21 protein-coding genes are annotated in these 23964 nt (G+C 68.6%); 8 read left to right on the forward strand and 13 right to left on the reverse strand.

Annotated elements, in window-relative coordinates; all coding sequences use genetic code 11:
* On the forward strand, positions 1-324 hold the full coding sequence (locus tag TFU_RS04930) for a DMT family transporter (protein WP_011291434.1): 324 nt from the start codon (positions 1-3) through the stop codon (positions 322-324).
* A 199-nt stretch (positions 325-523) separates the two neighbouring features.
* Here the strand turns inward: TFU_RS04930 and glnA are convergent, their stop codons facing one another.
* On the reverse strand, positions 524-1948 hold the full coding sequence (gene glnA, locus TFU_RS04935) for a type I glutamate--ammonia ligase (protein ID WP_011291435.1): 1425 nt from the start codon (positions 1946-1948) through the stop codon (positions 524-526).
* A gap of 216 nt (positions 1949-2164) precedes the next feature.
* On the opposite strand from glnA, the gene TFU_RS04940 reads away from it, so the two are divergent.
* A complete protein-coding gene (locus tag TFU_RS04940; protein ID WP_016188448.1) occupies positions 2165-2656 on the forward strand; it encodes an RDD family protein in 492 nt (163 codons plus the stop codon).
* 81 nt (positions 2657-2737) lie between these two features.
* On the opposite strand, the gene TFU_RS04945 is transcribed toward TFU_RS04940, so the two are convergent.
* From TFU_RS04945 to TFU_RS04980, 8 genes are all read right to left on the reverse strand, one after another.
* On the reverse strand, positions 2738-3466 hold the full coding sequence (locus tag TFU_RS04945) for a DUF4191 domain-containing protein (RefSeq protein ID WP_011291437.1): 729 nt from the start codon (positions 3464-3466) through the stop codon (positions 2738-2740).
* 75 nt (positions 3467-3541) lie between these two features.
* Positions 3542-4480 carry a lipoyl synthase gene (gene lipA, locus TFU_RS04950; RefSeq protein WP_011291438.1) on the reverse strand — a complete coding sequence of 313 codons (939 nt, stop codon included), beginning with the start codon at positions 4478-4480 and terminating at the stop codon, positions 3542-3544.
* A 49-nt stretch (positions 4481-4529) separates the two neighbouring features.
* Complete coding sequence (lipB, locus tag TFU_RS04955) at positions 4530-5231, reverse strand: lipoyl(octanoyl) transferase LipB (protein WP_041427809.1); 702 nt, start codon at positions 5229-5231, stop codon at positions 4530-4532.
* Positions 5232-5570: 339 nt separating this feature from the next.
* Positions 5571-7313 (reverse strand): 2-oxoglutarate dehydrogenase, E2 component, dihydrolipoamide succinyltransferase, encoded by a 1743-nt coding sequence (gene sucB / locus TFU_RS04960; protein ID WP_011291440.1) that lies wholly within the window; start codon positions 7311-7313, stop codon positions 5571-5573.
* Between the two features lie 84 nt (positions 7314-7397).
* Positions 7398-8777 (reverse strand): dihydrolipoyl dehydrogenase, encoded by a 1380-nt coding sequence (gene lpdA, locus TFU_RS04965; protein ID WP_011291441.1) that lies wholly within the window; start codon positions 8775-8777, stop codon positions 7398-7400.
* A gap of 80 nt (positions 8778-8857) precedes the next feature.
* On the reverse strand, positions 8858-10357 hold the full coding sequence (locus tag TFU_RS04970; RefSeq protein WP_011291442.1) for a leucyl aminopeptidase: 1500 nt from the start codon (positions 10355-10357) through the stop codon (positions 8858-8860).
* 206 nt (positions 10358-10563) lie between these two features.
* Positions 10564-11316 carry an adenosylcobinamide-GDP ribazoletransferase gene (locus TFU_RS04975; RefSeq protein WP_041427812.1) on the reverse strand — a complete coding sequence of 251 codons (753 nt, stop codon included), beginning with the start codon at positions 11314-11316 and terminating at the stop codon, positions 10564-10566.
* A 5-nt stretch (positions 11317-11321) separates the two neighbouring features.
* Positions 11322-12278 carry a bifunctional adenosylcobinamide kinase/adenosylcobinamide-phosphate guanylyltransferase gene (locus TFU_RS04980; RefSeq protein WP_107491028.1) on the reverse strand — a complete coding sequence of 319 codons (957 nt, stop codon included), beginning with the start codon at positions 12276-12278 and terminating at the stop codon, positions 11322-11324.
* Positions 12279-12512: 234 nt separating this feature from the next.
* Here TFU_RS04980 and TFU_RS04985 point away from each other — a divergent pair, with 234 nt between their 5' ends.
* Positions 12513-12719: a hypothetical protein gene (locus TFU_RS04985; protein WP_011291445.1), complete on the forward strand. Its 207-nt coding sequence runs from the start codon at positions 12513-12515 to the stop codon at positions 12717-12719.
* A gap of 106 nt (positions 12720-12825) precedes the next feature.
* Here TFU_RS04985 and TFU_RS15580 read toward each other — a convergent pair whose 3' ends face one another.
* Together TFU_RS15580 and TFU_RS04995 are read right to left on the reverse strand one after the other, a co-directional pair.
* The gene (locus TFU_RS15580; RefSeq protein ID WP_011291446.1) at positions 12826-16329 is read right to left on the reverse strand and encodes an ATP-binding protein; all 3504 of its coding nucleotides are present in this window, start codon (positions 16327-16329) and stop codon (positions 12826-12828) included.
* The gene (locus TFU_RS04995; protein WP_011291447.1) at positions 16326-17576 is read right to left on the reverse strand and encodes a metallophosphoesterase family protein; all 1251 of its coding nucleotides are present in this window, start codon (positions 17574-17576) and stop codon (positions 16326-16328) included. The genes TFU_RS15580 and TFU_RS04995 overlap by 4 nt, the downstream gene beginning before the upstream one ends.
* Before the next feature lie 234 nt (positions 17577-17810).
* Here TFU_RS04995 and TFU_RS05000 point away from each other — a divergent pair, with 234 nt between their 5' ends.
* The 3 genes from TFU_RS05000 to TFU_RS05010 all read left to right on the forward strand — a co-directional run bounded on the left by TFU_RS05000 (position 17811) and on the right by TFU_RS05010 (position 20865).
* A complete protein-coding gene (locus TFU_RS05000) occupies positions 17811-18170 on the forward strand; it encodes a hypothetical protein (RefSeq protein ID WP_011291448.1) in 360 nt (119 codons plus the stop codon).
* A 137-nt stretch (positions 18171-18307) separates the two neighbouring features.
* Positions 18308-20152 (forward strand): polymorphic toxin-type HINT domain-containing protein, encoded by a 1845-nt coding sequence (locus TFU_RS05005; RefSeq protein ID WP_011291449.1) that lies wholly within the window; start codon positions 18308-18310, stop codon positions 20150-20152.
* A gap of 242 nt (positions 20153-20394) precedes the next feature.
* Complete coding sequence (locus tag TFU_RS05010; RefSeq protein ID WP_011291450.1) at positions 20395-20865, forward strand: SMI1/KNR4 family protein; 471 nt, start codon at positions 20395-20397, stop codon at positions 20863-20865.
* A 207-nt stretch (positions 20866-21072) separates the two neighbouring features.
* On the opposite strand, the gene TFU_RS05015 is transcribed toward TFU_RS05010, so the two are convergent.
* Together TFU_RS05015 and TFU_RS05020 are read right to left on the reverse strand one after the other, a co-directional pair.
* On the reverse strand, positions 21073-22077 hold the full coding sequence (locus TFU_RS05015; protein WP_011291451.1) for an aldo/keto reductase family protein: 1005 nt from the start codon (positions 22075-22077) through the stop codon (positions 21073-21075).
* A 63-nt stretch (positions 22078-22140) separates the two neighbouring features.
* Positions 22141-22737 (reverse strand): DUF3043 domain-containing protein, encoded by a 597-nt coding sequence (locus tag TFU_RS05020; protein ID WP_016188454.1) that lies wholly within the window; start codon positions 22735-22737, stop codon positions 22141-22143.
* A gap of 158 nt (positions 22738-22895) precedes the next feature.
* Here TFU_RS05020 and TFU_RS05025 point away from each other — a divergent pair, with 158 nt between their 5' ends.
* Both TFU_RS05025 and TFU_RS05030 read left to right on the forward strand, forming a co-directional pair.
* Complete coding sequence (locus TFU_RS05025; RefSeq protein ID WP_011291453.1) at positions 22896-23636, forward strand: PspA/IM30 family protein; 741 nt, start codon at positions 22896-22898, stop codon at positions 23634-23636.
* Positions 23633-23917: a PspA-associated protein PspAA gene (locus TFU_RS05030; RefSeq protein ID WP_011291454.1), complete on the forward strand. Its 285-nt coding sequence runs from the start codon at positions 23633-23635 to the stop codon at positions 23915-23917. Before TFU_RS05025 ends, TFU_RS05030 begins: the two co-directional genes overlap by 4 nt.
* Positions 23918-23964: the final 47 nt, after the last annotated feature.

The raw sequence follows: 23964 nt of genomic DNA on the forward strand, positions 1-23964 counted from the left end.
ATGCAGTGGCTGCTCCTCATCGGTGCGATCCTCACCGAAGTCACCGGAACCATCTCACTCCGGCTCTCCGACGGGTTCACCCGTCTCGTGCCGTCCCTCATCGCGCTCACCAGCTACGGGATCGCGTTCACCCTGCTCGCCCAAGTCCTCAAACTCGGCATGGGCGTCGGCGTGGCCTACGGCATCTGGTCGGCGCTGGGCGTCACCCTCGTCGCGGTCATCGGCGCCGTGTTCCTCGGCGACACCCTCACCTGGGTCCAGATCGTCGGCATCGTCCTCGTCATCGCGGGCGTCGCCGCCCTCGAACTCGGCGCGGCCCGCTAGCCGCGGCCCCCGCACCGCTGCCCTCCCCGCAACAGCCGGTGCGGGGCCTGCGGTACTACCGAGGCGACCCGGCGCGCGCCCATGCAGAACCGCCCCGGTGGGGCGCCCCACACCTGGGACACCCCACCACACCGGAGCCCTTCCCCCGGGTCTCCACCCTGCTGCGGCCCGCAGTGCGGAATACGGGCCGCGAGCAGGATCAGACGTCGTAGTAGAGCTCGAACTCGCGCGGGTGCGGACGCAGCCGGACCGAGTCGATCTCCACCGTGCGCTTGTAGTTGATGTACGTCTCGATCAAGTCCTCGGTGAAGACACCGCCCTCCACCAGGTACTCGTGGTCCTCCTCCAAGTGGTCCAGCGCCTCCTCCAGCGACGCCGGCACCTTCTCGATCTCCGCGGCCTCCTCCGGCGGCAGCTCGTAGAGGTCCTTGTCCAGCGGCTCCGGCGGCTCGATCTTGTTCTGGATCCCGTCGATCCCCGCCATCAGCATCGCGGAGAACGCCAGGTACGGGTTGGCCGACGGGTCCGGCACCCGGAACTCCAGCCGCTTCGCCTTCGGGTCAGACCCGGTCAGCGGGATACGGATGCACGCGGAACGGTTCCGCTGCGAGTACACCAGGTTGATCGGCGCCTCGTAGCCGGGCACCAGGCGGTGGTAGGAGTTGATCGTCGGGTTGGTGAACGCCAGCAGCGACGGGGCGTGCTTCAACAGGCCGCCGATGTAGTAGCGGGCGATGTCGGACAACTGCGCGTACCCGTTCTCGTCGAAGAACAGGGGAGCGCCGTCCTTCCACAGGCTCTGGTGGCAGTGCATCCCCGAGCCGTTGTCGCCGAACAGCGGCTTCGGCATGAACGTCACCGTCTTGCCCGCCGCGTTCGCCACGTTCTTGACGATGTACTTGTACAACTGGACCCGGTCAGCCTGCTGCAGCAGCGTGCCGAACTTGATGCCGATCTCCGACTGGCCCGCCGTGCCCACCTCGTGGTGGTGCAGCTCCACCGGCAGCCCCACCTCGATCATGGTGCGCACCATGCGGGACCGCAGGTCGCTGTAGTGGTCGCTCGGCTCCACCGGGAAGTAGCCACCCTTGTAGCGCGGCCGGTAGCCGAGGTTGCCGCCCTCCCGCTTGCTGCCGGTGTTCCACGCGCCCTCCACCGAGTCGATCGCGTAGAAACCGGTGTTCGGCGCGGTCGCGAACTGGACGTCGTCGAAAATGTAGAACTCGGCTTCCGGGCCGAAGTACGCGGTGTCCGCGATCCCCGTGCTCTTCAGATACGCCTCGGCCTTGCGGGCCACGTTCCGCGGGTCGCGGCTGTAGGACTCGCGGGTCAGCGGGTCGTGCACGAAGAACGTGATGTTCAGCGTCTTGTATTCGCGGAAGGGGTCGAGGACAGCGGTGCTCAGGTCCGGCAGGAGCAGCATGTCGGACTCGTGGATCGCCTGGAAGCCGCGGATCGACGAGCCGTCGAACATCTGCCCGTTCGTGAGGAAGTCCTCGTCAACCTTCTCGGCCGGAAGCGTCACGTGGTGGACACCACCGAACAGGTCGGTGAACCGGACGTCCACGAACTGAACGCCTTCGGTGCGGATATAGGCAAGAGCCTCGTCAGCGTTGCTGAACACGATTACCTCCGTGCAGGTTCACAGGACCGCGGGGATGGACGTCCGAGATGTCGCGAAGATCCTCCGCCACCTCCCAGCCACGTAAGTGACGCTAAGAGCAGCCGATTTCCTGGCCGTGTCCCGAATGTTTCGCCGATGTTACGGCCGCTTTTTTCCCCCCAAACCGGGACACCGGGCCCCGTCACGCCCACCGCGCACCCCCAGTACGGTGAAGACATGGGCGAATCGAAAGACCGCGACGGGCAGGCCGCGACCACCGACACCCCCACCGGGAACGAGGCGGAATTCCGCTACCGAGGCAGCCGGCTCGGCTTCCCCGAAACCGGCCCCGGATCCGTGCCCGGCTTCGGCCGCCGCCTCATCGCCGTGATCATCGACTGGATCCTCGCCAACTGCCTGGCGTCACTCCTGTTCGGCACCCCCGTGCTCGGCGGAAGCACCACCCCCGCCGCAGGGGTCACCCTATGGCTACCACTCTTCGTCTTCGCGGTGATGACCGCCGCCCTGCTCGTGCTCTTCGGCACCACGGTCGGTAAACGCCTCGTCGGCATCCGCATCACCGCCACCGGGGAACGGAACTGGCCCTGGCCCGTGGCCATGGTGGTCCGCACCCTTCTGCTGTGCCTGGCGCTCCCCGCCGTCGTCTACGACCGCGACCAGCGCGGCCTGCACGACCGGGCTGCGGGAACCGTCAACCAGCGCCTCTGAGGCCCGAAAACGACAACTGGCGCTGCCGGAACCCGGGACACCCGGTTCCACCAGCGCCAGAAAACCCTGGACGAAACAGGATCAACGCGGCCGGGGGCGCGGCATCTTCGGCATCTTGACCCCCTTAGGGATCGGGCCGCGCGGGGCCTGCATCGCCGGAGGCAGCGCCTTCAACCGGTAGCGCAGCTCCGACAACTGCGGCTTGTTCATGCTCGGCGGCAGCTTGAGGATCCGCTTGCGCAGCTCAGCAACCTTGACCTGGCCCTCACCGTTGCCGACCGTCATGTCGTAGATCGGCGTGTCGTAGGCCACCCGCATCACCCGCTTGCGCTCCGCGGCGATCAGCGACTTCAACCGGTTCGGGTCGCCCTCGCCGACCAGCACCACCCCGGGGGGACCCACCGCCCGGTGCACCACGTCCATGTTCCGGTTGGCGTTCACCCCGGCGTCCACCGTCCAGTTGCCGCGCAGACTCTGCAGAATCGCCAATCCGGCGCCCAACTGCCCGTCCAGCAGCTTGTACTGCACCCTCTGCGCGCTCTGCGAGAACGTGATGAGACCGGCAAGCAGCGCCAACGGGATACCGAGCACAAGCGGATACAGCCAGGAGCCCGTGAGGACGGCAACCAGGATCGCCACGGCCAGAACAGCCACCATCACCCCGAGTGCGATCGGGATGCTCTTCGGACTGTGCTGGTGCACGATCTTGGCGACCATGCCGAACTGTTTGAGCCTGCCGGGCTGTTTCGCGGCGGCACCCTGAGCCGTACCGGCCGGGGCGGTCTTGGAGTCCTTGGGCTTCTTGGCCATACCTCAAGGATAGGTCGGGAAAAAGGACATGTGGGACGGCGGCGGGCGACCACCGCCGCCCCAGGACAAACAACGTTACGATTTCGCGTCCGCCTTGCGACGCTCGATCGCCTGGCGGTACAACCGGCCCGCCCGGTACGACGACCGCACCAGCGGACCCGACATCACCCCGGCGAAACCGATCTCCTCGGCCTCCCGGCCCAGCTCCACGAACTCCTCCGGCTTCACCCACCGGTCCACCGGGTGGTGCAAGCGGGACGGCCGCAGGTACTGGGTGATCGTCAACAAGTCGCACCCGGCCTCGTACAGGTCCCGCATCGCCTGGCTGATCTCCTCCCGGGTCTCGCCCATGCCCAGGATCAGATTCGACTTGGTGACCAGCCCCGCCTCGCGGGCCCGGGTGATCACCTCCAAAGAACGCTCGTAGCGGAACCCGGGACGGATGCGCTTGAAGATCCGCGGCACCGTCTCAATGTTGTGCGCCAGCACCTCCGGCCGGGAGCTGAACACCTCGGCCAGCAGGTCCGGGTCGGCGTTGAAGTCGGGGATCAGCAGCTCCACGCCGGTGCCGGGGTTCAACTCGTGGATCTTGCGGACCGTTTCCGCGTACAGCCACGCGCCCCCGTCGTCCAAGTCGTCGCGGGCCACCCCGGTGACCGTCGCATACTTGAGACCCATCGTGCGCACCGACTCGGCGACCCGCAGCGGCTCCCCCCGGTCCAACGCCGCCGGCTTCCCGGTAGCGATCTGGCAGAAGTCGCAGCGTCGCGTGCACTGGTCGCCGCCGATGAGGAACGTGGCCTCCCGGTCCTCCCAGCACTCGTAGATGTTGGGGCACCCGGCCTCCTGGCACACCGTGTGCAGGCCCTCGCGTTTGACCAGGGCGTGCAGCTCGGTGTACTCCGAGCCCATCTTCGCCCTGATCTTGATCCACGGCGGCTTCTTCTCAATCGGGGTAGTGCTGTTGCGGGCTTCGATCCGCAACAGGCGGCGGCCCTCGGGAGCGATGCTCACAGCCGGCCTTCCTTTCGTTTCGCTTGTGGCGCGTGCCCGCCGACGTGGCTCATGCGTCGACGAACTCGGGGAGAACGGGCCATCCCGCGATCCTGCGGTAGCTGGATGCACCGAGAACAGCGGCCAGGTGGTGTTCGGTGGCCTCCAGGATGTCGCCCACCCCCACCGTGCGGTCCAGTTCGGCGGTCAGGGAGGTGACCCCGGCGTCCCTAATCCCGCACGGCACAATCCGGTCAAACCACGACAAGTCGTTGTTGCAGTTCAGCGCGAACCCGTGCATCGTCACGCCTTTGGCGATCCGGCACCCGATCGCGGCGATCTTGCGCTCCGGCAACCCTCGATCCGGGGCAGCGGCAAGCCACACCCCCGTGCGGCCCTCCACCCGCATCCCCGACAAGCCGAAATCACCGATCACCCGGATGATCGCCTCCTCCAGCATGCGGACATAGGCGACCACATCCAGCGGAGCCGGCAGTTTGACGATGGGGTAGGCGGTGAGCTGGCCGGGGCCGTGCCAGGTGATCTTGCCGCCCCGGTCGATGTCGATCACCGGGGCACCCGGGTCGGTCAGCGGACGGTCCCACGGGCCAGTCCGCTTTCCCGCGGTGTACACCGGTTCATGCTCCAACAGCAGCACCGTGTCCGGCACCTGGTCCGCGACGCGGCGCTTGTGGAGCTGCCGTTGCAGCTCCCAGCCCTCCATGTAGGGGACCGGGGACTCACCCAACCAGTGGTACAGGAGCTCACTCACACTCTTCACCTTATGCGCTGCCCCGCCCCAGCGGACGCGCGGAAGACGCCGCAGCCCTGCCGCCCCTGAAGAGCCGAGGAGACGGATTTCCAGGAAACAGCCCCATTCACAACTTTGAGTGATAGCCTGATTACATCAAGCTTGTCCGGCGGTTCGCCGCGACAGGCACGTCTCGGCACCGGGGCACGGAAGCCGGGCAACTGAAGACCTTGGTGGTGGGGATCACCAGGGGATGATGGTGGGGTATGCGGTGGGGCGGCACCACACGGTGCCGCCCCACCGTGCGTACGGTGATCGGCCACCCCCGGCCCACGCCGGAAGCGGCCGACCCCGCGGCTCCTACTTGAGCCCCACAGCGTCCTCGAACGCGCCCTCCTCCAACCGGCGCTTCACATCGGAGAGGAACCGGGCCGCATCCGCGCCGTCGATGAGCCGGTGGTCGAAGCTCAACGACAGGTACACCATGGACCGGACCGTGATCACCTCGCCCAGCTGCGGCTCCTCGACCACCACCGGACGCTTCACCACGGTGCCCGTGCTCAACACCGCCACCTGCGGCTGGTGGATGATCGGCGTCTCCACCAGCGCGCCGTACGCGCCGCTGTCCACCATGGTGAACGTGCCGCCGCTCAACTCGTCCGGCACCAGCCGCGCCGTGCGCGCCCGCGCCCCCAAGTCGTCGATCCGCCGGGCCAGCTCCCGCAGCGACAAGCGGCCCGCGTCCTTGACCACCGGGGCCAGCACACCCTGCTCGGTGTCGACCACCACCGCCAGGTTCTCGGTGTCGTGGTAGGTCACCTCGGTGCCGTCGATCACCGCGTTGAGCTTCGGGTGCCGCTGCAGCGCCTCCACCACGGCCAGCGCGAAGAACGGGAAGAAGCCCAACTCCACGCCGGTCTCGGCGGCGAACCGCTCGCCCACCTGCTCCCGCAGCCGGGCGATCGCGGTGACATCCACCTCCACCACCTGGGTGAGCTGCGCCGCCGTGTGCAGCGACTCGACGATCTGCTCGGCGAACGTCTGCCGCAGCCGCGACATCGTCTCCGTGCGGCCCCGCAGCGCCGTGTCCGCGGCCGCGGGCGCCGGTGCCGCAGCAGCACGCTGCCGCTGCTCCCGCATCCGCCGCGCTGCCTCCAACACGTCCTGCTTGCGGATCCGGCCACCCACCCCGGTGCCCTTCACCTGGGACAGGTCCACACCCTCCTGGGCGGCAAGCTTCCGCACCAGCGGGGTCACATACCCTTCACTGGTCGCGTCCGTGCCCAGCACCTGGCCGGTGCCGCTGATCGTCTCCAAGTCCACGGTCGGGGTCTCATCGTCCCGGGTGCGGCGCGGCTGCGGTGCGGGCTCCGTGCGGGCTGCAGCTTCCGGCTGCGCAGCAGGCTGCGGTGCGGGCTCGGGCCGTGCCTCCGGCTTCGGCTCGGGTGCGGGCTGCGGAGCCGCCGGGGCAGCAGGCGCAGCAGCCTGCCCGGCAGGACTGATCAGCGCGATCTGCGCGCCGACCTCAACAGTCTCGTCTTCGCCGACCAGGATCTTCGTCAAGACACCGGAGACGGGGGAGGGGATTTCGGTGTCAACCTTGTCTGTCGAGACTTCGAGCAGCGGCTCGTCGGCCTCGACCGTGTCGCCCTCCTGCTTCAGCCACTGGGTGACCGTGCCCTCGCTGACACTCTCCCCCAAGTTCGGCATGGTCACCGGGGTAGCGGCACCGGCGTCAGCCACCGGAGCAGCGGGCTCGGTGCGGGCCTCCGCGGCAGGCTGCGGAGCAGGCTCCGGCTCCGGTTCCGGCTGGGCCGCCGGCTCAGCCGCCGTCTCGGGAGCGGGCTGAGCCGGCGGCGCCTCCCCAGCCGGAGTGATGATCGCGATCTGCGCGCCGACCTCAACAGTCTCGTCTTCGCCGACCAGGATCTTCGTCAAGACACCGGAGACGGGGGAGGGGATTTCGGTGTCAACCTTGTCTGTCGAGACTTCGAGCAGCGGCTCGTCGACCTCGACCGTGTCGCCCTCCTGCTTGAGCCATTGGGTGACAGTGCCCTCGGTGACGCTTTCGCCCAGATCGGGCATGGTAACGGGAGTCGACATGGGTTCCTCTTGAGTGAGCGGTCACAAGAACGACAGAGAAAGATGATGGGCGGGCTCCCTCGGGCACCCGCCCATCTCCAAGAATCAGTCGTGGACGTGCAACGGCTTGCCCGCTAGCGCCAAGTGGGCCTCGCCCAACGCCTCGGACTGGGTCGGATGCGCGTGGATGAGCTGCGCCACCTCAGACGGCAGCGCCTCCCAGTTGTAGATCAGCTGGCCCTCGGTGATCAGCTCGCCGACGCGGCTGCCCACCATGTGCACACCCAGCACCGGGCCGTCCTTGGCCGCGATGACCTTGACCGCGCCCTGGGTCTGCAGGATCTGGCTCTTCCCGTTGCCCGCCAAGTTGTAGACGAACTCGGTGGTCTCGATCCCGCGTTCGGCCGCGGTCTTGGAGGTGATCCCCACGGACGCCACCTCCGGGTCGGAGTAGGTGACCCGCGGAATACCGTCGTAGTCGATGTTCACCGGGTTCAGCCCGGCAATGTGCTCGGCGACGAAAATACCCTCGGCAAAGCCGACGTGCGCCAACTGCGGCGTGGGGATCAAGTCGCCCACCGCGTAGATGTTGCCGACTCCGGTGTGCAGGTTCTCATCGACCTGGACGAAGCCGCGCTCCAGGCGGATGCCGACCTCCTCGTAGCCCAGCCCCTGGGAGACCGGACCGCGGCCCACCGCCACCAGCAGCAGCTCGCCTTCCACGGTCTTGCCGCTCGCCAGCGTCATGCTCACCCCGGTCTCGGTGAGCTTCACGCTCTCAAACGGGCTGCCCAGCTCGAACTTGATCCCGCGCTTGCGGAACGCCCGCTCCAGCAGCTTGGAGCTGGACTCCTCCTCCGCCGGGACCAGGTGCGGCAGCGCCTCGACAATCGTCACCTCGGCGCCGAACGAACGCCACACGCTGGCGAACTCGACGCCGATGACACCGCCGCCCAGGATGATCGCGGACTTGGGGACCCGGTCCAAGCGGAGCGCCTCGTAGCTGGTGATGATCCGCTCCCCGTCGATCTCCAGACCAGGGAGCGAACGCGCCTGGGACCCGGTGGCCAGGATGATGTGCCGACCCTTGTAGGCCACCCCGTTGACCGTGACCTCGTCGACACCGGTCAGCTTGCCCTCACCCTCGACCAGGGTGATGCCGCGGGCCTTGATCAGACCGGTCAGGCCGCGGTGCAGACCACTGACGACCTTGTCCTTGTACTCGTGGACACGGGCCATGTCGATTGTGTCGAACGAGGCCCGGACACCGAACTTCTCGCTGGCCCGCACCGTGTCGGCGACCTCACCCGCGTGCAGCAGGGCCTTGGTCGGAATACAGCCGTAGTGCAGGCAGGTGCCGCCGAGCTTGTCTTTCTCAATCAGGGCGACACGCATGCCGAGTTCGGAGGCGCGGATGGCGGCCGAGTAGCCACCGCTACCGCCGCCCAGGATGACGAGATCGAATGTGCCGCCGCTTTCACTCACGGGAAGGACACTCCTTTTCCTGCGGTGTGATCACACACCGGTGGCGAGCCCGGACGCGGCTCATAACGTCCGGTCATGGGTTATTCGGCTCTTTGAGCGAGAGACTCGGCGAGACGGACAAGGGTGCGTGTCGCTGCGCCGGTGCCTCCCTTAGGCGTGTAACCGTGGGGTTCACCCTGGTTGAACGCTGGCCCGGCGATGTCCAAGTGCGCCCACTTGACTCCGTCTGCGATGAACTCCTTGAGGAACACGCCGGCGCTGAGCATGCCGCCCCAGCGCTCACCCGCGACATTGGCGATATCGGCGACTGACGAGTCCAGTCCCTTGCGCAGCTCCTCGGGCAGCGGCATGGGCCAGGCCGCCTCACCCGCGGACGTGGCAGCAGCCACCACCTGGTCGCGCACCGCGTCGTCGTTGGCCATCACCGCGAACACGCGGGTCCCCAACGCGACGAGCTGCGCCCCGGTGAGCGTGGCCACGTCCACGATCAGATCAGGATTGTCCTCCTGGGCGCGCACCAGCGCGTCCGCCATCACCAGGCGGCCTTCCGCGTCCGTGTTGAGCACCTCCACGGTCTTCCCGCCGTAGATCCTCAACACGTCAGACGGACGCTGCGCGGTTCCGCTCGGCATGTTCTCGGCGATCGCGAGATAGCCGACCACATTCACCGGCACCCGCAGCTCGGCGATCGCGCGCATCGCGGCCAGCACCGCGGCCGCGCCGCCCATATCGGACTTCATCCACTCCATCGCGGAGCTGGGCTTCAGCGACAACCCACCGGAGTCGAAGGTCATGCCTTTGCCGACCAGCGCCAGCGTCGTCGTCGCCTCCGGGTGGCTGTAGGACAGGCGAACCAGACGCGGCGGGCTGGACGACCCCTGGCCGACACCGATCAGACCACCGTAACCGCCCTCGGCCAGCGCCTTTTCGTCAAGGATCGTGATATCCAAGCCGTGGTCCCGGCTGACCTGCTCGGCGATCCCCGCGAAGTCGGCGGGACGCAGGTCCGCGGGCGCGGTGTTCACCAGGTCGCGGGCGAGACAGACCGCGGAAGCCACCACCGTGGCGCGCTGCACCGCCTCAGCCGCGTCCGCAGCCCCGCTGACCACAGTCACCGAGCTCACCGGCTCCTTCGTGGAACCCGTGCGGTAGCGGTCAAAGGAATAGCTGCCCAGCACAGCGCCGAGCGCCGCGGCAGCGGCCAGCTCACCGGTGTCCGCGGGCAGTGCGACCACCACCCGGGACTTGCCGCGCAGGGCACGCAGCGCGGCACCCGCGGCGCGCGCCACGACGTCAGCGGAGACCGATGCACCGTCCGCCGGGGCCGGTCCCAGCCCGACCGCGACCACCACGGGGGCCGCCACAGCGCCCAGGGACGGGACAGTACGCACCTCCTCCACCGCTCCGGTGGCACCCAGCAGGGCCAGGGCCGAGCCGAGTCCGCCAGAAAAAGCGGAATCGACCTCGGAAGCACCCGACGCCGGCACGAGGCCGTCGTCTCCCGAGTGGTAGCCGACGACGACCGCGTCAGCATCGAGCGAACGTGGGGATTCGGATTTGACTTCCAGCGACGTGCTCACGGTCCTGATGCTAGTCCTTGCGTTGTACGGGCCGACACACGCATAGCGGGCGCGCCCTGAATTCTGTGACGGACATGGGGGAACGCTTGGCCGCGCCGAAAAGACGTGTCGAATTCGCTGGCTGGGAGTTCACGTCGGAAACCCGGCGGTACCAAGACAACCCCGAGTGATTTTATGTGAATCGGTGTGATTCTGCTTACAGATGCTTACAGGGCTGCTGCGGTGACCAGTGCGGCCCCGGCGGCGCTCTCCACCAGCGCACCCAACACATCACCGGTGATCCCGCCCAACCGACGGCACACCCACACCAGCACTCCGCCCGCCACCACCAGACCCGCAGCCACTGCCGCACACCACGTCCACTCCACCAGGCCCACGGCCAGCACCACGCACGTGACCGCGGCGGCGGCGGGATAGGGCACAGTACCAGACACGAACGCGCCCAAACCCTCCGGCCGTGCCGCACCCACCAGCCGCGTGCACGCCCACGTGATCGCCAACCGCCCCGACACCAGCGCGGCAGCCAACCCGGCCACCGCCGCCCCCGTCCCCTCCTCCGCCAGCGCCGCCACCGCCGCCACCTGGAGCAGCACCACGAACACCAGGGTGATCACACCGAACGGGCCGATATCGGACCGCTTCATGACCGCGAGCGCCCGGTCCGCGTCCGCCCCGCTCCCCAACCCGTCGGCCACATCCGCCAGCCCGTCCCAGTGCAGACCGCGCGTCAGCAACGCCACCGCGCCCACCGCCGCCACCGCGGCCAGCAGCGGAGACACGCCCGCCCACAGCGCCCCCGCCAGCACGGCCCCGGACACGGCAGCCAACAGCACCCCCACCAACGGCGCCGCGGCCATCGCCCAGCCCGCCACCCGGCGATCCACCCGGGACACCGGCACCGGGATCGCCGTCAACGTGCCCAGCGCCATCCGCAGCCCGTCCGCACAGTCCCGCAGCATCCCGCTCACGACAGCGACAGCACCCGCCCGGCCGTGACCAGCACGACCTCCTCCGACTCGGCGGCCAGCCTCTGGTTCACCCGGCCCAGCCAGTCCCGGAACAGCCCCCCGCTCACCGTCGGCGGTACCACACCCGACCCCACTTCGTTCGTCACCGCCACCACGTAGGCCGCGCTCGTCCGCCACGCCGCCACCAGCGCGTCGATCCGCTCCTCCAGCCGCTGCTCCGCGTCCGCAGGCACCTCGTCCGCCCACATCCCGCACTCGCCCATGACGTGCGCCAGCCACGTGCCCACACAGTCGAACAGCACCGCGCCGTCCGCCTTCGCCAGCACCGCCGCGACATCCGTCGTCTCCACCGTGCGCCACCACGCCGGGCGGCGCGACCGGTGTGCGGCCACCCGCTGCGCCCACGCCGCATCCGCGTGCGGATCCGGGGCCGGGCCCGTCGCCACGTAGAGCACCTCCGGCTCCCCCAGCAGCCGCAGCTCCGCCTCCGACGACTTCCCAGACCGCGCCCCGCCCGTCACCAGCACCCGGTACGGGCCGTGCGGCCGCGACGGCGGCCACGCATCCGGCGGGCACCGCAGCTCCTGGCCGTCCAACGGGGCCAACGCCCCCCACAGCCGGGCCCGGCGGTCGAACTCGGCCGGAGAATGCACCCGGTGGTCGCCGCCCACCGCCACCACGACCGTGGTCAGCCCCACCACGCCTGCCCGCCGCAGCGCACCGATCGTCTCCGGCGACTCGCCCACATCCACCAGCACCAGGTCTGCCTGGTGGTCGGGACGCGGATCCTCCGGATCGCTGTCCGGCGGGGGAGTCGCCGGAGCGTCAGGCCGCGCAAACAGCAGCCGGCCGCCGTCCGCGCCGTCCACCCGCAGCCCGTAAGGCGTCTGCGCCGCCGAATAGCCGGCCGGAAGCAGGTTCGACACCAGCCCATCGGGGGAGGACAGGCTCAAGACATCGTCCACGGTGACCCGAAGCGGCAACCGACGGGACTGGACAGCGAGGTTGCAGGAGGCACAACGGCAGTGAGGGGCGGGCCACCCTGCCGCCCCGGCTGTTCCGGCGAGACGAATACGCACGTCCGTTAGTTAACCGTAGTGGACCGGTCAGGATGTCTGAGGACGGCTGGGATTCCCGTCTCACCAGACACTTTGCGTGACCGGAAAGAAGAAAAGTGAGGAGCATCCATGGCGTGGAGCTGGCGGTACGAGAAAGCCGATGGGACCGTGCTCAGCGGTGAAGACCTCCCCGACACCCTGTTCCCCTCCCGCGGCGACGCGGAAAGCTGGCTCGGAGAACACTGGCGGACCCTGCGCGAATCCGGAGCAGAACGGGTCGTCCTGCTCAACGAAGGCGTCGCCAAATACACGATGAGTCTGAACGACGAGATCTAGGCGGGACACCAGCCGCCCACCCCCGCAGCAGCGCCCCGGGCAGGACGCCCGGGGCGGCACCACGCGCACCCCCAAAGAGCGGGGGTGCGCAGCAGGACCGGGACGCTCACACGGTCACGCGTTCCGCGTGGGTGAACCGCGGCAAGCGGTGGACGTGCACCCGGTCCTCCGGCAGCACGTCGCGGGCCAGCTCAGCCAGGTGGGCGTGGTGGGTCAACACCACCGGCTGGACCCGGTCCGCCACCGACTCCAGCACCCGCAGCCCGGCCGCAGCCCGCTCGTCGTCGAACGTCATGAACACGTCGTCGAGCACGAACGGCATGGACTGGTGCTCGGCCGCATAGTGCTCCACGGTCGCCAACCGCAGCGCCAGATAGAGCTGGTGCCGGGTGCCCTCGCTCAACGCCCCCATGTCCACCAGCTTCCCCGTGGCGCGGCGGACCCGCAGCACGGTCGTGCCGTCGTCGGCTGTCTCCGTCTGCAACTCGCGGAACCGGCCCACGGTGAGCTGCCGGAACAGCTCCTCGGCCCGGCGCAGCAGCGGGCCCTGGTGGGCCTGCCGGTACTCCTCGATGCACCGCAGCAGCAGCGTGTGCGCGAGCACCAGCCGCGTATGGGTCTCCGCGTTCTGGGCGATCCGGGCCAGCACCTCCTCCCGCTCCTGGGCGGCCTGCGCGGCCAGCGCCGACCCGTCAGCCTCCCCCAGCTCCCGCTCCGCTTCAGCCAAGTCGCGCACCGCGGCGCGATGCTCCTCCTCCGCCGCGGCAATCTCCTGGCCCAGCTCTGCCAGACGGCCCGCCAGCTCCTCCCGGTCGACCCCGGCCGCAGCCTGCTCCGCCTCCGCGACCCCGCCCGGCCACGACTCGGCGAGCGACCGCTCCACCAGCGCCACATCGTGCCGCAGCTCCCGCACCTGCTGGGCGCGGTCGATCGCCGCCCGCAGCTCCGCAACCGAATCGACGCCCGTCTCCTGGCACATCTGCGCGCACTCGGCTTCCACCGCCTCCAACCGGGCCTGGGCGCTGCGCGCCTTCCCGCGGAGCGCCTCCACCTCCTCACTCAGCGCCTGGCGCCGCTGCTCCTGCGCGCTGTTCTCCGCCACCCGGTGCCGCAGCGCGTCCAGGGCAGCGTGCCGCTGGGCAGCACTGTCCGGCACGGGCAGGCCGCAGGCCTCGAGCACCGCGCCCACCCGGTCGTGGAAAGCAGCGATCTGCTCGCGCAGCTCCTCCGCCTCCGCGGCCCGCTGGTCGGCCTCGGCGAGCCGGGACGCCGCCTCCGCGCACTGGTCGAGGTCGTGCAGCACCTCCTTAGGCAGCCGGTCCCCGGACACGGGCACCGACGCCACAACCGTGCGCCACTCCTCCTCCCAGGCGCGCAACCGCTCGGTGACCGCGTCCAGCTTCGCCTCGGCCTCCACCAGGGACCGTTTCGCCTCCTGGACGGTCCGCTCCTGGTCGGCGCGCTCCTGCGCGGCCTGCTCGCGGCGGGCGCGTTCCGCGGCGGCCCGCTCCCGCAGCTCCCGCACCACCGCCTCCACGTCCGCGTCCTCCGCAGCCTCCGGAACCTCGGCCCCCGCGTCGCGGAGCGCCCGGCGCAACTGGTCGGCGTGGGCCGCGGCCCGCTCCCGGCGATCCGCCAGCTTGCGGCAGGCCGCCGTATGCTCCTCCTGGCGTCTGCGCAGCTCGGCGAGCCGGTCCAGCACCGTTTCTGCCGCATCCACGTCCGGGGCAGGCAGCAGCGGGTCAGGCCACAACGCCTGCCACTGCGCCGCGAGCTCCTCCCCGGCCGCACGCGCGGCCGCGGCCTCGCGCTCCGCCAGCGCCAAGCGGTGCTCCAACACGGTGATCTGCTGCCGGGCCTGCTGGCGTTCCGCGATCCGCTGCGCCCCGGCCAAAGCCCGATCAGCGAGCTCGTCCGCGTCGCGGACCGCGCGCTCGTAGGCGTCCGCCGCCTCCGCATCCGAGCCGTCGCGGACCCGCTGCCACAGCGCGTCCCGCTGCCGGCGGGCCTCCGCCAACGCCTCCTCGGTGGGAACCGTCTCGTCTTGGGTGAGCTCTGCCAACCGGAGCCGTTCCCGCGTCAGCTCCGCACGCACCTGGGCGCACTCCTCGTCGGCGCGCCGCTGTGTTTGCGCATGCTCGTCCGCGCGCCGCCGGTAGGCGACCACCTGGTCCCGCAGCGGGGCGTGCGCGGCAGCCAACGCGGCACAGTCCGCGGGATCCCAGCCCGCGTCCCGTGCGATGCGCTCCAAGGCAGCGGCGGTCTCATGCACCGTGTCGGCCGCGGCAGTCATCTCGTCGAACAGCGTGGCAGGCAGCGCATCCAACGCGGCAGCCAGCGCAGCGCTGTCGCCCGGGTCAGGCAGCGCGTCCAACCGCTCCTGCTCGGCGGTGTGGCGGCGGCGCTGCTGCGCCACCTCCCCGCGGGCCTCCTCCACGCGGGGAAGCAGGTCGGCATAAGCGTCCGCGAGCTCCCTCACCCGGTTCCGCGTGGCCTGGTCCACGGCAGGCACCGCGGGACCGTCCGCCCCGGCCGGGTCGGGGCGCACCTCCTGCAGGATCTCCCGCGCCTCCTCCCGCAGGCGCGCCGCCTGGCGTTCCAACGCAGCGAGCCGCTCTTCGTCGGCTTCGATCCGCTCCCGGGAACGGGCCAGCCGCTCCACCTCCGGGGCCGCGTCCAGCAGGCGCGCATCCACCACCAGCCGGTCCAGCTCCTCCTGCTTGGCCGCGAGCTCGGCCGTGCTGTCCGCGAGCGTCTCCTCGGCAGCACGGGACTGCTCCTCCAAACGGGGGAGCCGGTCGGCGAAATCCAGGGGGGCGAGCGGGCCCTCGGCTTCCAGCTCCGCGATCCGCCGCACCTGCTGAGCACGCGTGTGCAAGGCAGGAAGCGCCTGCTGCAGGGCGGTCCACCGTTTCTGCTCCTCACGGAGGGACGCCAGCTTCTGGTCCAGGTCCTTTTCCCGCTGCCGCTGTTCCGCAACGGCGGCCAGCCTGCGCCGGTAGTCCGCAATACGAAGCTGCGCCTCCCCGATCCTCCTGTTCAGATCCTGGTATTCGCCCAGCTCCTTGTTGATCGTCGGCCCCCGCCTCCCCTGCGGGCGGAACAGCGCGTCCCGCTGCTTTCTCAGCCGTTCCACCAAAGCGCGTAACTGGGGGTAGGCGCGAGCGGACAGCAACGCTTCACCGACGTCGCCGCCCCCTTCCAACAGCGACTCCCCGCCGCGCTCAAGCTCCTCGAGAGTGAGCGCGAACATGGAGAGGAACGTCGAGCTGCTCACCCCGCCCAGCAGCCGCTGCACCACGCTCTCATCCAGCGGATTCCCCCGCGGATCAGTCAACGAGTTCTTGTCGCGCTTGTGGCGGACGAACTCCACGACCCTGCCGTCGTCGCTGCGGACCACAGCCCGCAGCTTCATGTCCGGTTTGTCGTGCACGAAGTCGTAGGGGGTCTGTTTAGGAATCTTGTAGAACAGGTCGTGGAGCGCGCGCAGCGCGGTGCTCTTCCCCGCTTCGTTAGGGCCGTAGACGATGTGCACCCCGGGGGCGCCCAGCGGCAACGACAAATCGGTGAACGGTCCGAAAGCCAGCAGGTCCAGGCGTTCGATCCTCACTGCGCACCCCCCAGCTCAGCGGCCAGCAGCTCCACCGCCTCCGCCAACAGGTCGCGCTGCCGCTGCGGGTCGCTCAGCTCTTCCCGCAGCTGAAGAGGCAGTTTGCCCAGCAGTTCGGCCGACGCGATGACCTCGGTGAGCTGCTCCGGGGATGCGGAGAGCCGGGCCGCGGTCCGCCACAGCTCACCGACCAGCTCGTCCGCGTGGGCGGCGTCGAGACGCTCCTCAGGGGGAGACGTCTTCACCCGGAGCTTCTCCAACCAGGTGTCCGGGCGCTGCGCGGCGATAGCGCGCAGCTCGTTCAACAGCTTCTCGTGGTCGCGGTGCAACTGCTCGTGGGCGTCCGTGGGGCCTTCGACCACCACCCGCACCGCGTGGACGCGGTTGGGTTCGGTGTCCCCGGCCAGCTCCTTGTCGAGCTGCTCGGAGACCAGGGTGAGCACGTCGGATACATCGCGGGCGCTGCGCACATCCACCCGCAGCTCGTGCCAGCGAGCCGCCGTGTCGAGGTCGTGGTGGCGCAGCCCTGTCACCCGGTGGCGGTCGTCCACGGTGACCAGCGTGCAGCCTTTAGGCCCGGCCTCGCGGACGTTCCGCCCCTGAATGTTCCCCGGGAACACCACTTTGACGTCGGCGTCGTATTCCACCTGCCGCTGGTGGACGTGGCCCAGCGCCCAGTACTCGTAGCCGTGGTCGACCAACTGGTCGATACGGCACGGGGCGTACGGCTCGTGTCCTTCTCGACCGGTGAGCGCAGTGTGCAGCAGGCCGACGTTGAACAAGCCGGACCGCGGCGCGGGATAGTGTTCGGCCAGGTTCGCCCTGACCTCCCGCTGGGCGAACCCCTGGCCGTGGACGGCGAGCCCGCGCTGCTCGTCGACCACCGTGGCGGGGCGCTCCGTGGGAAAGTAGTGCACATTCTTCGGCAGGGAAGCGGTCAGCGTCCGCGTCATCAGGTTCGCCGCGTCGTGGTTGCCCGCGATCAAATACACCGGGATGCCGGCGTCGCACAGCCGGGTCATCTGCCGGGTGAAGAACAGCCCGGTGTTGTAGTCGGGCCAGTCCCCGTCGTAGATGTCCCCGGCGAGCAGCACCGCGGTGACCTCCTCCTCTAAGGCGAGAGTCACCAGGTTCTCCAAAGCCTGCCGTGTCGCCCCGCGCAACTGGTCGGCCGGGGCCCCCTCGTACCGGGAAAGGCCCCGCAGTGGACTGTCGATGTGCAGATCAGCGGCGTGGAGCAACTTCATGGATCTCCTCCGGGGGAAGACGGAAGACAGCGGACCAGCATGCCATGACCTGGGATAGCGTGCAGCGGATCGCGGGAACATCCCCAAAAGAGAGGACACCGCGGGGTGCTGCTCCGGAATGGAAAATGAATTCGGTGCTACGGTGCGGGAAATCTATGCTGGGGGTCGCTGGTCGGTCACGAAAAGCAGTGGCGCCCAGTGAAATACCTACCCCCTTATCTGCACGGAGCAGGAATGGCGCAGGAACTTCCCAGGTCAGTGAAGGCCATCAGGATTCTGCTGTTCGTGGTGGCGGCACTCACGTTCGTGGTCGCAGCGGCACTGTTCATCGCCGGGGGAGCGTCTGCCTACGCCTTCGGGTATGCGCTCGCGCTCTCCCTGCCGGGGGTCGTGCAGCTGGGGCTGGGACTGCTGGTGCCTAAAGGCGGCGGCGGAGTGTTCTACGCCATTCTCGTCACCGAGATTCTGCTGGTCCTCGTCACCCTGGCCGCCATAGTCGGCGGAGACGGCCGAGTGACCGAACTCGTCTTTCCCGTGGTCATCCTGGTGCTGTTGAGCCGCCCTTCCGCGCGCAACTTCTTCTTCGACCGCTGACCGCCGTGTTTGAGGCCCGTGTTTTAGTTCCTGGGGCCCTATACACGGTAACGGAAAGCCACTAATTTCATACATTCCGCACCCGTATGTGCGGCGTTGGTGTGGCTAGGGAAAAGCGTCGCTGAAACAGGTGGGTAGTGCTCAGACGGATTCACGACCCGGAACGGGGAGCATCGTTCACGGAATATGCCGGGGTCCTCGTGCTGGCCGCGGCAATCGTGGCCGTCCTGGCATTCTCCGGTATCGCGGCACGCGTCGCTGAAACAGTCGACTCCGCGGTAGCGGCCATCCTCGGCGGCGACCCCATGGACGCCCCTGAGGGAGACGGCACCACCCCGAGCGGGGGAGGGGGCGTTACGCCGGACGGGTCCGGGGAAGGGGCTGGCCAGCCCGGCACACCGGACTCCCCGCCGGAGAACGCGCCTGCGGACGGCACCGGCTCTGACGAGGGCACCATCGTGCCCACGGGGGGTGGAGGCAGCGGGCCGACCGCGGCCGACCAGAACACCGGTGGCGGACTCTTGGACACGATCAGCCAAGGGCTGAAAGACGTCGGCACCGGCATCTGGGACGCGGGCGCCGACTTCGTCACCGGGATCAAAGACGACGCCGTCGGCCTGTGGGAAGGCGCCAAAAAACTGTGGAACGACCCGGGGCAGTGGTTCTCGGACGCCAAAGACAGCATCGTCGAAGGCGCCAAGAACACCTGGAACCAGGTGACCACCGACCCCGGCGGGTTCTTCCTCGACCTGCTCGTCAGCGATGAGGTCCAAGAAGACTGGAAGAACGGCGACAAGACGCATGCCGTCGCCCAAGGCATCGCGGAAAACCTCATCGGCCTGATCCCCGGCGTCGGCTGGTACAAGAAAGGCAACCGGGCCCTCAACGTCATGGGCGGCAAGGACCGCGGCTCCGAGACCACCCCCGGACCGGTCCGCGCCGACGGGGACCAGCCCGGCGACAACCGCCGCAGTGACGACGAAACCACCCGGCCCCCGGCGCGGCCGTGCCGGGGCAACAGCTTCGTGCCGGGCACGCTCGTGCTGCTGGCCGACGGCACGTACGCCCCCATCGAAACCATCACCGTGGGGGACGACGTGTGGGCGTTCGACCCGCGCACCGGCACCGAAGGCCCCCGCACCGTCACCGACCTGCACACCAGCCACAGCACCACCACCCTGGTGGAGCTCACCGTGGACGACGGCACCGAGCACGGCGGTGTCGTGGTCGCCACCGACGCGCACCCGTTCTGGGTTCCCAGCCTCGCCACGTGGGTGGCCGCCATCGACCTGGAACCGGGCACGTGGCTGCGGACCAGTGCCGGAACCTGGGTCCAGGTCCGTGCGGTAGCGGTCCGCACAGCCGAAGCCCAGCGAGTCCACAACCTCACCGTTGCCGACCTGCACACCTACTACGTTGCGGCCGGAGCAGCCGACGCACTCGTCCACAACGAAGCAGGGTGCATCGACAAGTCCCACCCCATCGAGGTCGAAGCCGGCCCTGAAGCGGCCCAGGAGTGGCGGAAACGCTGGGAAGAACAAGGACAGGCCCTCAGCCACCGGCGGAACGTCGCGGTCGCCGACATCCGCATCGACGGTTTCAACGCAGGGCAACTGGTGAGCGTCAGCGGGCAGAACGGACGTCCCGGCACGGTAGAGCTGCCCGCAAACCCCCGCTACACGCCGAAACCCGACATCAACCGCGACGGCTCGGTGGGAAACACCCGGGAATACGAGACGGAACGCAAAATCCTGGAGCACGTGGCACAGCAGTTGAACCCGCGCAACCCGGACGGGAGCATCACCGCGCCGCGCACCGACATCACCGGGGAAATCCACCTCTACACGGAGCTTCCCCCATGCCATTCCTGCGGTCGCGCCCCCTCCGGTGACGATCCGGGAGGGATCATCGAACAGTTCAAGAGAGAATTCCCGAACATCGACGTGAAAGTCACCTACGGCGACGGGCAGACCTACCCCTGAGCCTGAAAGAAAGGAGAAACAGAAAGCTCGCGCAAGGGAGCAGGCCCGGGGAAGCCGACGGCTCAAGGCACGGAACGAACCATTAGTCGCGGGTCGGCGCCACCCCCGGGCAGAATTCAGGCTGTCCGCGGCCCGCAGGCAGAACAACGGGGTGCCCGCACACGGCGCCCCGGCCACAAGCGGAGAAACAGGGAACGTCCGAGCAGCACCCTCGGGCTTTCGGGGAAGAAGAGGTGACGGCCATGGGAAGAAGCGACTCTGCGCCTTTCGACCCTGAGTGGTTCACGAAAGAACTGATGGAACGGGGAATCGCCACCCCGGAGCAGATCACAGGCTGCACCCCGGAAGAAGTCGCCGAGGTGCTCGCGGAGAAAAAGGACGTTTCCGTGCCGCAAGCCTACGTCGACTTTCTACGGTGCGCCGGGCGGAGCGCAGGAAGCCTCTTCCAAGGCTCCGACATCCACTATCCGGACTGCCTGGGGATCAACGCATATGCCGAAGAGTTCGCGCGGGACGACGACCCTGGGCTCACCACGGAAGGGCGGTTCTTCTTCTACGTCCACCAGGGCTACGCGTTCTACTTCTTCGAACACGGCAAAGACGGCGTCTGGAGCTACGTCGAAGGAGACGGCGAGCCGCGGAAGTACGCGGCCACGTTCGTCGAATTCCTCAGCAGCCAGCTCGACAACGCCACCCGGACGGCACGCCGGTAGGACAGCCGCCCGATCCGTCGGGAAACCCCCGTGCCCCGGCAGGCGCCGCACCGCAGCCGACACCCGCACACACCCGACGCGGCACGCCCGGGCGGACGCGAACCGTCCACCCAGACGTGCCGCGCACGATATTCAGGGCGCCGTCACCCTGCACCGGAAACTGGGAGCACACGCACCCGTGCCCGGAGGGCAGCAGACCCGCCCAGGCTACGGCCGCTCCTTCGGGCTCGCGGTCAGCGCCGGGTCGCGCTCAACAGCGTCCCCCAGGATCTCGTCGATACGGCGCATCAGCTCGGCGTCGAGCTTCACCCCCGCCGCCTTGGCGTTGTCCCGCACCTGCTCCGGCCGGGACGCGCCGATGATCGCCGCCGACACGTTCGAGTTCTGCAGCACCCACGCCACCGCCAACTGCGCCGGAGTCAGCCCGGCCTCCGCGGCCAGCGGCAGCAACTGCTGCACCCGCTCCAGCAACTGCTGGTTGTCGAGGAACTTCCGGATGAACTGGGCACCCGACTTCTCGTCCGTGGCCCGAGAACCGGAAGGCGGCGGCTGCCCCGGCTTGTACTTGCCGGTCAGCACGCCCTGCGCGATCGGCGACCAGACGATCTGCCCGATGCCTTCCCGCTTGCACAGCGGCACCACTTCGGCTTCGATCACCCGCCACAGCATGTTGTACTGCGGCTGGTTGGACACGATCCGGTCGAAGCCCATCTCGTCGGCGATCTTCAGCGCCTGCTCGATCTCCTCGGCACGCCACTCCGAGACACCCACGTAGAGGACCTTGCCCTGGCGCACCAAGTCGTCGAAGGCGCGCAGCGTCTCCTCCAACGGGGTGGCGTAGTCGAACCGGTGCGCCTGGTACAAGTCCAGGTAGTCGGTGCCCAACCGGCGCAGCGACTCCTCCACCCCGCGGATGATGTGCTTGCGCGACAGGCCCCGGTCGTTCTTCCCCGGACCCACCGGCCAGTACACCTTGGAGAAGATCTCGATGCCGTCACGGCGCTGCCCTTTGAGCGCCTTGCCCAAGACCTCCTCGGCACGCCCCTGGGCGTAGACGTCGGCGGTGTCGAACGTGGTGATGCCCTCGTCCAGCGCAGCGTGCACGCACGCTATCGCCGTCTCCTCTTCGACCTGGGAGCCGTGGGTGATCCAGTTTCCGTAGGCGATTTCGCTGACAACAAGTCCGCTCTTGCCGAGATGACGGAATTCCATGACCGTACACCTTAATTGCTCGGCCCACCGAACTTACTCGGAAGTACGGCCGTTGTGGCGCAGTCAGCGGCGGTGCTTCGCCAAAAAGTCGTCTCCCACGTTCACCCGAGGCTTCGGCAGCCGCAGCTTGCGGATCTGCACCTGGCGCATCACCGCGTACATGCCGGAACCGCGGACGTTCTCCGTCTCCTTCGGATAGTGCTCCGCGATCAGCTTCTTGACGCGGCGCGCCGTGAAGAAGCCCTCGATGACGATCGTCACCATCATCATGGGCCACACCACATAGGCGGCGAACAACTGGACCTCGGGCACGGGCACGAACATCAGCACGATGATGGCCAGCGAAAAGTACAGGAAGAACTCGCTGAGCGTGCGGCGCGAGTCGACATAGTCGCGGGCCAACGCACGGGCCGGACCGAGGTCCTGGGGCCGGAAGTAGCGGTCCTCCGGCTTGACCAGCCCGGCACGCTCCCGCTGCCGCCTCCGCCGCTCCCGCTCCCACATCAGCTTGTAGGCTTCCCGACGCGTCTTCGGGGCGGACAGCGGCCTGCGGAGCTCCCGGGCTGCTTCCTTGCGTTTGGGAGTGGGAACCCCCTTCTTCGGGGAGTATCCCTTGCGGGCAGGCGCTTTGTCGGTCTCAGACTTGGTGGAATTGCTCATGACCTGCTCTTGGGATGCTGAGGCGGAGCGACGACGGAACACACCCATCAGGGTAGCCGCTCACCACTCATAGCGGCCCTCGGGCAGAGCGCATAAGGTTGAAAGAAGCGCCCGCTGGGAACAGCCGATACGGACCGAGAAAGAGGACGGCCACGCCGATGAGCGTGTTTCAGCGACTTTCCATGATCTTCAAGTCCAAGGCGAACAAAGCCTTGGACGCCGCGGAAGACCCGCGGGAAACCCTTGACTACTCGTACCAGAAGCAGTTGGAACTGCTGCAGAAGGTGCGGCGCGGGGTGGCTGACGTCGCTACTTCCCGTAAGCGTATCGAACTGCAGATCCAGCAGTTGGAGCAGAAGGCCGCCAAACTGACCAACCAGGGTCGGGCCGCGCTGGCGCAGGGCCGGGAAGACCTCGCCAGGGAAGCCCTGGAGCGCAAGTCCGCGCTCCAGCCGCAGCTCGACAGCCTGCACGAGCAGCACGCCCAATTGCAGAGCGAGGAGCAGAAGCTCACTCTGGCCGCCCAGCGGCTGCAGGCCAAGGTGGAAGCCTTCCGCACCCGCAAGGAGACCATCAAGGCCACCTACACCGCCGCCCAGGCCCAGACCCAGATCAGCGAGGCGCTCACCGGCATCTCCGAGGAGATGGGCGACGTCGGACTGGCGATCCAGCGCGCTGAAGACAAGACCGCGGAACTCCAGGCCCGCGCTGGCGCCGTCGACGAACTGCTGGCCTCGGGGGCGCTGGACGACCTCAGCGGTGCGCCCCGCGACGACATCCAGGCGGAACTCGACCGCATGGCCAGCACCGACGCGGTGGAGCGGGAGCTCGAAGCGATGAAGCGGGAGCTCGGCCAGGGCGGAAACGCGCCCAAGCAGATCGAGGGAGGCGGCGCGTGATCGTCCGCATCATGGGCGAAGGGCAGCTGGACCTGTCCGAAGCCGACCTCGACGTGCTCAACGACTTCGACCGCAAGCTGGAAGAGGCCATCGAATCCGGTGACGAGGCCCGCTTCCGGGTCGCGCTGCACGACCTGCTGGCCAGAGTGCGCGCGGACGGCAAACCCCTGCCCGACGACTCCCTTCAACCGTCGCAGTACATCCTTCCGCCGCCCGACGCGAGCATGGAAGAAGTGCGGGCCATGCTCGGGGACGAAGGGCTCATCCCCGACAGCCTGTAGCCGCGCTCACCGGTCCGGACGGGGCCGCCACGACCCTGGCGGCCCCG

The sequence above is a fragment of the Thermobifida fusca YX genome, assembly GCF_000012405.1.
GTDB lineage: Bacteria > Actinomycetota > Actinomycetes > Streptosporangiales > Streptosporangiaceae > Thermobifida > Thermobifida fusca.

What these genes read in the sequence shown, in the direction of transcription:
- TFU_RS04940 (WP_016188448.1), top strand. Translation starts at nt 2,165, where the DNA reads ATGGGCGAATCGAAAGACCGCGACGGGCAGGCCGCGACCACCGACACC.
- TFU_RS04930 (WP_011291434.1), top strand. Translation starts at nt 1, where the DNA reads ATGCAGTGGCTGCTCCTCATCGGTGCGATCCTCACCGAAGTCACCGGA.
- sucB (WP_011291440.1), bottom strand. Translation starts at nt 7,313, where the DNA reads ATGTCGACTCCCGTTACCATGCCCGATCTGGGCGAAAGCGTCACCGAG.
- TFU_RS05000 (WP_011291448.1), top strand. Translation starts at nt 17,811, where the DNA reads ATGGCGCAGGAACTTCCCAGGTCAGTGAAGGCCATCAGGATTCTGCTG.
- TFU_RS04995 (WP_011291447.1), bottom strand. Translation starts at nt 17,576, where the DNA reads ATGAAGTTGCTCCACGCCGCTGATCTGCACATCGACAGTCCACTGCGG.
- TFU_RS04985 (WP_011291445.1), top strand. Translation starts at nt 12,513, where the DNA reads ATGGCGTGGAGCTGGCGGTACGAGAAAGCCGATGGGACCGTGCTCAGC.
- TFU_RS05015 (WP_011291451.1), bottom strand. Translation starts at nt 22,077, where the DNA reads ATGGAATTCCGTCATCTCGGCAAGAGCGGACTTGTTGTCAGCGAAATC.
- TFU_RS04975 (WP_041427812.1), bottom strand. Translation starts at nt 11,316, where the DNA reads ATGCTGCGGGACTGTGCGGACGGGCTGCGGATGGCGCTGGGCACGTTG.
- TFU_RS05010 (WP_011291450.1), top strand. Translation starts at nt 20,395, where the DNA reads ATGGGAAGAAGCGACTCTGCGCCTTTCGACCCTGAGTGGTTCACGAAA.
- TFU_RS04945 (WP_011291437.1), bottom strand. Translation starts at nt 3,466, where the DNA reads ATGGCCAAGAAGCCCAAGGACTCCAAGACCGCCCCGGCCGGTACGGCT.
- TFU_RS05025 (WP_011291453.1), top strand. Translation starts at nt 22,896, where the DNA reads ATGAGCGTGTTTCAGCGACTTTCCATGATCTTCAAGTCCAAGGCGAAC.
- TFU_RS05020 (WP_016188454.1), bottom strand. Translation starts at nt 22,737, where the DNA reads ATGAGCAATTCCACCAAGTCTGAGACCGACAAAGCGCCTGCCCGCAAG.